Below are 8,473 nucleotides of genomic sequence, written 5' to 3'. Positions count from 1 at the left end.
TGCGCTAATTCGGGATCATAGGGATTGACCCGATCTAATTCATAGCTAATAGTTGATTTGGCAACGCCTAAGGCGTCAGCCATATCTTGGTAAGTATGATGGCCTTCACTGACCAGTTGAGCTAGCGCACCACGTTGAAAACGTGATAAAGTAGCAGTACCCAAAGTAATCACTCCCTATATTGGTTGGAATTAGCTACTACCATTGTAAGTGATTGCTTTGGGCTTTTTAATTTCTGTTCGGATTAATTATAGAATTTGCCAAACGATTCAGTGCAACAAAATTGTATGAACGTTACAATTACTAGATTTGATATGATTTATTAACATAGAGTTCGTAAAAAATAATATGCCACCTAACCAGCCGACATCATGTTGTCAGAACGGTTAGGTGGCATGTTCTATTTACAGGTTATTCTTTATTCTTAAATGCGTCGTTCAACGAAGTTCGGTTCGATGCCAACAACTTTTGTAGTGACAAACGTAAATCTGATTCTTGAATCACATCGCTAATTTTATCTAGTGCGGCCATTTCGGAGGCGAACGTCTTGGCAGACAGGTTGTGACTAGCGCTGGTACCGTGGGTGACGTAATGGTACGTTTGGTACGCATCGTACCAGAAGACGTTGGCATCACGAATGTAAGTCACGTTGAATAACTGATCCTCCATAACGGAGAGTTCAGTGTCAAAACGCAATTGGCGTTCGCGAATGATTGCCATGGAATAGCACTTGTTCCACAGAAAGCCACGAATGTCGCCACCCGGTTTGATGATGTCTTGCAACATTTCGCCTTGGGTGAGGTGACGAGACAGTGGTTTGTTGACGGTGGCTTTGATCAAACCGCCGTCGGCAAAGTATCCGCAACATGCTAAGTCTGCTTTTTGCTCAGTCATATTAGTAACAAAGTGACTGATATAATCGGGTTCACACCAATCATCACTGTCAACGAAGCAGACGTAATCACCATTGGCCTCGTCTAAGCCACGGTTGCGGGCTGCTGACACACCCTGATTTTCCGGCTGGTGCAGCACACGCACGCGGCCATCGGCGGAGGCCCAAAAGTCAGCATAGGTGCCAGATTCGTCAGGGGACGCATCATCGACCAGCAAAATCTCCATGTTTTCGTATGTTTGCCGACAAAGACTGGCAACACAGCGATCGATGTAATCGACCGCTTTATAAACAGGCACGATGATGGTGACAAGTGGTTGCATTTGTTCAGCTCCTTAGGTTAATTTGACTGGTTCAATTTAATTTACTCATATTAATCATCGAAATTCGTGTGATAACTTGCTTCTAGGATACACGAATTTACACCAGACGATAAGCACTAGGCATTCAATGTTCAAAAAAGCTACGATGAAATTTTTCATTTTCATCGTAGCTTTTATTTGTGATGTTTTATAAATCCTCAAAGAAGTTGAATAACTGTTCTCGCGTAAGCTGTTTCTTTTCCTCGCCACGGACGTCAAACGTAATCTTACCAGCGTTCAGAACGATCAGACGGTTACCGTACTTCAAGGCGTCCTCTAACCGGTGGGTGATCATCAGGCAGGTGAGGTGGTCGGCGGCAATTCTATCGTTAGTCGCGGTCATGAGTTGTTGGGACGTTTTGGGGTCCAGTGCTGCGGTATGTTCATCCAGCAACAGTAGTTCCGGTTTACTTTCAACAGCCATCAGAAAACTAAGTGCCTGCCGTTGTCCACCAGAAAGGCTGCCAGTTGCTGTGTTCAAACGATTTTCCAGATTGTTATTCATGGTTGAAGCCATGGTTTTATATTCGTCGAGATGTTTGCGCAAGCCTCGTGGCACGAGGCCACGGCGTTGCCCACGTTTGCTAGCTAACAGAAGGTTTTCGGCGACGGTCATTCGTGGTGCGGTCCCTAGTTTAGGGTCCTGGAACACCCGTGCTAGAAAACGCGTGCGTTGTTCTTCACTCTCACGTTTGATTGACTTGCCATGCAGTAAGACATCACCTTCGTCAGCGTTCAAATTGCCGCCGATAACGTTGAATAGGGTGGATTTACCGGCCCCATTAGAGCCCAAGACGGTAATGAAATCGCCGGGGTAAACGGTCAGGTTCAGGCCGTTTAAAATCTTCGTTTCGTTAGCAGTGTGTGCGTTAACCACTGTGGAGACGTCTTTTAATTCCAATAGTGGTGTTTTGGTTGCTGTATCAGCGTTCACCGTTTCATTAGTAGTTTCATTAGTTGTTGCGTTCATCGCGAACACTCCTTTCAATCAGGCGGTCAAAGTGGAAGAACTTGCGGAACCGTGGCAACAACAGGCAAATGGCCAAGATAATGGCGGATAGCAAGTTGAGGTCGTTGGCCGAGAAGTTTAACTGGAGGACGATCAGTAACACGAAGCGGTAGAGGATACTGCCTAGTGTGACCGCGACCAAACGTTGTGTGAGGGAAAGGTCACCGAACGCTACTTCACCAATAATGATGGAAGCTAATGCGATAACGATGATCCCGATGCCCATGTTAACGTCTGCGTACCCATTGTTTTGAGCAACTAAGGCGCCGCCCATCGCAATCATGCCGTTTGAAATCATCAATCCCATAATCGTCATGCGATCTGTTTTGATTCCGATGGACCGTGCCATGGTCGGATTGTCACCGGTAGCGATGAACGCTTGACCAAGGTTAGTGTTCAGGAAGAAGACAAGGAGCAGGGTGACAACGATGATAACCACTAAACCGACAAAGACACTGTCGAAGTATTGTGGTAGTGAAGCTAAAAAGTCGTTTTTAAATAGGGAGGACTTACCGAGCAAACTGAGGTTGGCGCGGCCCATGATCCGCAGGTTAACGGAATAGGCGGCTGTCATGACCAAAATCCCGGCTAACAAAATCGGAATGCGGCCCTTTGTGTAAAGTAATCCCGTAATTAAACCGGCGACCATCCCAACTAGAAACGCACAAAGGGTCGCCAACAGGGGATTCATGCCACGGTAGATAAGGGCGACGGCTGTTGCGGCGCCTAGTGGAAAGGTGCCTTCAACGGTCATATCAGGGAAGTCGAGAATTCTAAAGGTAAGAAAGAGGCCAAGCCCCAGGACGGCCCATAGTAGGCCCTGTCCGATAGCTGATGTGATTAAACTCATTTGAATAGTTCCCCTTTCTGTTGTGCTTCTTTGATGTAGGACTTTGGAATGGTGATGCCCAATTGCTTGGCTGTTTTAAGGTTGATGGTTAAGTCGCCGTGACGGACGTACTTGATTGGCGTCGTCGCTGGCTTTGACTTATGTTTCAGAATTGATGCAGTCATGTCACCAGTCAAACGGCCTAACTTGTATTGGTTAATGGCGTAGGTAGCAAGGCCACCTTGTTTAACCATCGTGTCAGCTGCTGGAAAGACCGGAATCTTCTTCGCATTGGTGTTGGCAACCAGTGTTTGCATGGCGCTGGCAATCGTGTTGTCGGTTGGAACATAAACGGCATCAACCTGGCCGGCCATGGTCTGTGAGACTTGATTTAAATCATTGGTGTTAGAGATGGAGTACACCTTGAGCGTGATATTCTCCTTTTTGCACAGTGCTTTAAACTGCTTGTACTGCGCGGTTGCTGAATCATCGCTGGAAGTATAGATAATGCCAAGTGTTTTCAAGTTTGGCGTCAGTTTTTTGATCAAACCGAGTTGTTGTTCCAGTGGAGCTTGATCCGAGACACCAGTGATGTTGCCACCGGGGCGTTTGTTGTTGGCGACCAGCTTGGCCCCCTTAGGATCGGTAACGGCACCTAAGACAATTGGCGTCTTCTTAGTGGCATTGGCCAAGGCCTGTGCAGAAGGAGTTGCGATCCCAACCGCGGCGTTGACGTGTTCGTGAACAAAACGGGCGCTCATGGATTGCAGGTTACTTTGATCACCCTCGGCATTTTGAAAGTCGATGTGAATCGTTTTGCCGGGGATGTACCCGTGAGCCTTTAAGCTATCATCAATTCCGTGATTGATGGCGTCCAGCGCAGGGTGGGTAAGTAATTGTAATACCCCGACTGTGGGTACTTTTTGTTGGGCCGCTTGTTCTTTACTTTCCTGGAAGTAGGCGACACCGAGAAAAACTAGAATAATGGCAATGAGACCATACATGCGTTTCATAGAAATAACTCCCTTTTCAAACAGAATGTGGTGCTGGTTAGATAATGACTGACTGTGATGTGAAAGACGTTAGACTTCAACCCGAAATTACTCACGCTCGGATACAAAAAGGGCAGTTCGCAATAATTGCGAGCTGCCCTAAAAAATAAAAACACCGAGCCCGCACAGGTTTTATAAAATCCGTGCGCTCTCGGTGATGAATTCACATCAAAGTTAGTCGGCACAGATACAATCGAAGTGATCTGACTTCAGATTGCATCCATGCAAGATGGTGGTTAAGCAATCTGATTACCGGCTTTGCCAAGTATTCAATTGGTTCTTAACGTTTTGACTCATCGCAACTAACTCCTTTTCTTAAGCTGTCTTTATGAAATTAGTGTAGAGGAACAGTAAAACTGTGTCAATAAGTTTTTTGAGAAAAGTTCTCATTTTTGATAGGCGAGGGGTGAATTGCTGTTTTTACCAAGGCTTCGCAGAACTTGTTCCATGATTTCCATACTTTCGTCACTAGGAATCATTTGACCTTGTTCGATTTGAATAATGACCTTTTTAGAAACGCCAGATTTTTTAGCAAGTTGGCGGCGGCTTAATCTCATTTGGTTCCGTAAGTCATAGATTTCAACGGCAGCATTGTTACGCTTTTGAGCCTCTTCAAATAGTCTTTTTTTTGCAGGTTCTTTCAAATCCTCATCAATAAGAGAATCAATTGACTTGAGCTCCATTTTAATCTTTTCCTTTCGTATAGCTGTTGCGGATACTTTTTGCCCGTTTTATTTCTCGACGTGGTGTTTTTTGAGTTTTCTTGGTAAAACCACTTACAATAATGTATTGAGATTTGGTGAGGTGAAAATAGAGTGCCCGTTGTGAATTAAACTTAGTCCTGATTCGAATTTCATATAAATTCTGTCCAATTTTTTTAACCCATTTCTTCGAAATCGACACCTGCAGACCGATGCTTTCAATTTGCGTGATTTTCGATAAAATTTCCATTCGATCTCTGGAATTCAATGTGTCTAAAAATGTTCGAAATTCAGGTGACAAGTCAAAGTGTACTGAATTTTTCATTTGTATCGTAGCATGTGAAACACTAGCATTCAACTCCTTTATCTCGTCTTAAACGCCCGCCACTAAACGTTTTTGCGACTGTTCCTTTAAAAAATGGAAAAAAAGGCAATACCCGAAAAATGGGTACTGCCTTAACATACGTAAATGATAGTCGAAATGTTTATTACATGCTGAAAGATAAACGAGTCAATTAGTGTTCCGATTCAAGTCACTGACCATCAATTAAGTCAGTGAGATTAATTTCTATGTGATATTTTTTAACGTCTTCCTTAAATTACATCGGCGACAGTTATGTTATTTGTGAATTGGCTAATTGCCCAAGACTGTAGAAGGTAATTCTTCGTATTAATAGCGTTTCAGCCTTCTGTAAAACCATGATTTTCACCGATTATGGTAGTTAATGGCTCGACAAAAGACAGAGTCTTGAATTTGCGAGCAATTTTAAGGGCTCTAAGACTATACTGGGCATCGCTATTTACGGTCGTTCATTTAACATACAGAAGTTAAAAATAGATTCAAAACTAAAATAGTGTGCTATGAGTCCCAATATCAATTAGAAATATAACATTCTGCGAGCGTAAATCAGTAAATGATCGCCGTTGGATCCATCAAAGTGTAGATTGAGGCCTTTGATTTCAATATCATGCGATAACTGTAAATTTAGACGGTGTTTAATAATTTGACGTTGTTCAGTAGATAAGGTTATGGAGTGGGAGTAAAAATAAGCGGGTATTGGAGTATCGTCGAAAAAACAATCCAATATGTATTGCCAAGGTGATCGATTCTCACTTGGCATGATCCTCAGTGGTTGTTGAAATATAGGACGCCACCGAGGATTTTTTTTAACTTTTTTAAATTGCGATTTGAAATGAGAAGTTCGAATGACATCACTCATCGTTTAATTCGCGCTCCAATTCTTGGCGTGAATGTGCAACTGGAAGTGGTTTGCTTCCATTCAAATCATCGGCCACTTCTAACAAGGAGCTCATCACTTGTTTATTTGGAATACCGAAATCTTCTGGCAACTGCCCCTCTGCAACACTGGTAACCATAGTCCGAATGAATTGTGACATTGTAATTCCTCTGGCCTGTAATACAGCATTAGCTTTGTCACGAACGGACGGAATAACTCTAGCTTGAACCTTAACTTCTTTGGTTGCTACGTTCATTGCATACACCTTCCTTCATATGGTGAAATTATTGTATGCCATTTTTCAACAATCTTGTACTGGGTTTTTATACTTTTTCTTGTGCGTAGGGACTTGCTAAAATACTAAGATATCAGTAATCTGAAATGATATTCGAATTAAAGGAATGAGTGCGGTATGTACAAACGAATCCTAGCAGTTGCCGGCTTTGCGTTTATTGGCGGCGCCTTACGCGAAATGCTAGAACTGTGGTGGCCGTTTTCAACGAACTGGTTCGGCACCACCATTTGTATCAACATTGTCGGGGCATTCTTGCTCGCCATGATCAACTTTTGGGTGGCAAACCGGTTTGCGTTGCCTAGCCAGATTATCTTAGGGCTCGGGACTGGCATGATTGGTGCCTTTACGACGTTTTCGAGTTTTTCGTTGGAAATCGTGAAACTGCTCGACGCTGGTCAGATGATGATCCCGATTGTTTATGTCCTCCTTTCCATTGGTGGCGGAGTGTTCGCCGCGTGGAGTGGTCAGCGCCTGGCAGATCGATTGCTAGGCGACCGAATGGACGGTGATGATGATGTTTAGCTGGATTTTAGTAGCACTGGCTGGTGGCGGTGCGGCGATTGGTGCGACAGGGCGATATCTTGTCATGCAACTGTCCCAGCTAATTTCACACTGGCGCCTGGAACACAGCGGTCGCGTGCCCTCACGATTTCCGTGGCCGACATTTATCATCAATGTCAGTGGCAGTTTCATGTTGGGTTGGGTGATGAGCGGTGGTTTAAGCACTGGCATAAAGGTGCTTGTTGGTGCAGGGGTGCTTGGCGGCTTCACCACGTTTTCGACGATGGCTAATGAAATTGTCTTGTTAGCTCACGACCAGCGTTTGAAACTGGCCGTTTGGTACGGTTTGCTTTCGCTTATCTGCGGCGTGTTGGTAGCAGTGATTGGCGTGAAATTGAACTAACAACTAACAGCTGCTTGGAAGGCCTGAAAAACTGAATTGCAGTATACTAAAGATAATACTTCGTGCAAAGTTGGGAGAAACAATGAAAATTGCAGTTCTAACGGATAGTTCGGCTTATATCAGTCAGACCGATCTCGACCGTTATCACATTTATGTTATTAATGACCCAGTGTTGTTCGGTAACCATGTTTATCACGAAAACGTGGATCTAGACTCGGCCAAGTTCTATGCGATGTTGAAAACGGAACATGTCACACCAACGACGTCACAGGCTTCGAATGGTGAAGTTCAGCGTGTGCTGGATCAAGTGGTGGCTGACGGTTATGACACGGCCATTATCGTTGGTCTATCCAGCGGTATCTCGGGCTTTATCTCAAATGTAGAGGCGTATGCGCCAACAGTTAAAAACATTGATGTGCATGTGTGGGATTCACGGATCGCCTGCTCCGGCGCCGGGAATCAGGTGCTACTGGCTGCTGCATTGGCTGAAAAAGAGCTTAGCGTCTCTCAGATCTTTTCACGGCTGGCAAAGTTACGTGAAACGACAAAGGTGATGTTTGTGGTGAACGACATGCGCCACTTGATGCGCACTGGGCGAATTTCCAACGGGCAGTCGCTGATTGGAACCATGTTGCAGATCAAACCGATGCTGGCCTTCACACCAGAAGGTAAGATTGTGGCGACCGGCCGCGAACGGCAAATGAAGCGTGCCTTTCAGACGATTCGGACGAATTTTAAGCAAATCGTGGCTGATGCAGGCTATCCAATGCGTGTCAGCATCGTGGATGCGAATAATCCTGAACTGAAGGCACAGTGGCTGACAACGGCTAAAGATGAGTTCCCCGAAGTGACGTTTGAAAGTAGTATTATTGGGCCATTGATTGGGGTCCACACCGGTGAAAAAGCGATGGGATTCATTTACGCGCGTGACTGGCGGACATTGGTTGATTAGAGTTGTCGATGAAAATTGAAAAAGTGATTGTAGTAACGTGAAAAGCGTAATTGGTATAGACACCAATTGCGCTTTTGTCATGCTGTCTTGAAGGAATGAAAGCGAAATTGGATTGAAAGAAAAAAGTTGAAAAAGTTTTCGTTGTGGCAAATTCTATAATTAATCCGAACAAAAATAAAAAAAGGCCCAAAGCAATCTCTTACAATGGTAGTAGTTAATTCCAACCAGCTATAAGGAGT

The 8,473-nt window shown here is 44.5% G+C and carries 11 protein-coding genes; 3 read left to right on the top strand and 8 right to left on the bottom strand.

Translation table 11 applies throughout. The features are described 5' to 3' along the window. From G400_RS16190 to G400_RS0112965, 8 genes are all read right to left on the bottom strand, one after another. Positions 1-164, bottom strand: a 164-nt coding sequence (locus G400_RS16190) for a helix-turn-helix domain-containing protein (protein WP_155827242.1), incomplete at its 3' end; no start/stop codon positions are given. A gap of 247 nt (positions 165-411) precedes the next feature. Further along, entirely contained in the window at positions 412-1,215 is an 804-nt protein-coding gene (locus tag G400_RS0112995) for a glycosyltransferase family 2 protein (protein WP_017261383.1), read from the bottom strand. 187 nt (positions 1,216-1,402) lie between these two features. Beyond that, a complete protein-coding gene (locus G400_RS0112990; RefSeq protein ID WP_017261384.1) occupies positions 1,403-2,224 on the bottom strand; it encodes an ABC transporter ATP-binding protein in 822 nt (273 codons plus the stop codon). Beyond that, positions 2,208-3,113: an ABC transporter permease gene (locus G400_RS0112985; protein WP_017261385.1), complete on the bottom strand. Its 906-nt coding sequence runs from the start codon at positions 3,111-3,113 to the stop codon at positions 2,208-2,210. Before G400_RS0112985 ends, G400_RS0112990 begins: the two co-directional genes overlap by 17 nt. Continuing rightward, complete coding sequence (gene trpX / locus G400_RS0112980; RefSeq protein ID WP_017261386.1) at positions 3,110-4,105, bottom strand: tryptophan ABC transporter substrate-binding protein; 996 nt, start codon at positions 4,103-4,105, stop codon at positions 3,110-3,112. Before trpX ends, G400_RS0112985 begins: the two co-directional genes overlap by 4 nt. A gap of 425 nt (positions 4,106-4,530) precedes the next feature. Beyond that, positions 4,531-4,827 carry a helix-turn-helix domain-containing protein gene (locus G400_RS0112975; protein WP_017261387.1) on the bottom strand — a complete coding sequence of 99 codons (297 nt, stop codon included), beginning with the start codon at positions 4,825-4,827 and terminating at the stop codon, positions 4,531-4,533. A 1-nt stretch (position 4,828) separates the two neighbouring features. Continuing rightward, a complete protein-coding gene (locus G400_RS0112970) occupies positions 4,829-5,170 on the bottom strand; it encodes a type II toxin-antitoxin system RelE/ParE family toxin (RefSeq protein WP_017261388.1) in 342 nt (113 codons plus the stop codon). A gap of 887 nt (positions 5,171-6,057) precedes the next feature. Then, positions 6,058-6,339, bottom strand: coding sequence for a type II toxin-antitoxin system RelB/DinJ family antitoxin (locus G400_RS0112965; RefSeq protein ID WP_017261389.1), 282 nt, complete (start codon positions 6,337-6,339; stop codon positions 6,058-6,060). A 156-nt stretch (positions 6,340-6,495) separates the two neighbouring features. On the opposite strand from G400_RS0112965, the gene G400_RS0112960 reads away from it, so the two are divergent. The 3 genes from G400_RS0112960 to G400_RS0112950 all read left to right on the top strand — a co-directional run bounded on the left by G400_RS0112960 (position 6,496) and on the right by G400_RS0112950 (position 8,234). Further along, entirely contained in the window at positions 6,496-6,900 is a 405-nt protein-coding gene (locus tag G400_RS0112960; protein ID WP_017261390.1) for a fluoride efflux transporter FluC, read from the top strand. Beyond that, on the top strand, positions 6,893-7,282 hold the full coding sequence (locus G400_RS0112955) for a fluoride efflux transporter FluC (protein ID WP_051254427.1): 390 nt from the start codon (positions 6,893-6,895) through the stop codon (positions 7,280-7,282). The genes G400_RS0112960 and G400_RS0112955 overlap by 8 nt, the downstream gene beginning before the upstream one ends. An 82-nt stretch (positions 7,283-7,364) precedes the next feature. Further along, positions 7,365-8,234, top strand: coding sequence for a DegV family protein (locus tag G400_RS0112950; protein ID WP_017261392.1), 870 nt, complete (start codon positions 7,365-7,367; stop codon positions 8,232-8,234). Positions 8,235-8,473: the final 239 nt, after the last annotated feature.

Origin of the sequence: Furfurilactobacillus rossiae DSM 15814 (genome assembly GCF_000428925.1) — a bacterium.
In the GTDB taxonomy this organism is placed as follows: Bacteria; Bacillota; Bacilli; order Lactobacillales; family Lactobacillaceae; genus Furfurilactobacillus; species Furfurilactobacillus rossiae.
The sequence above is the reverse complement of the archived record's forward strand: the minus strand, read 5'-3'. Positions and strand labels throughout refer to the sequence as shown.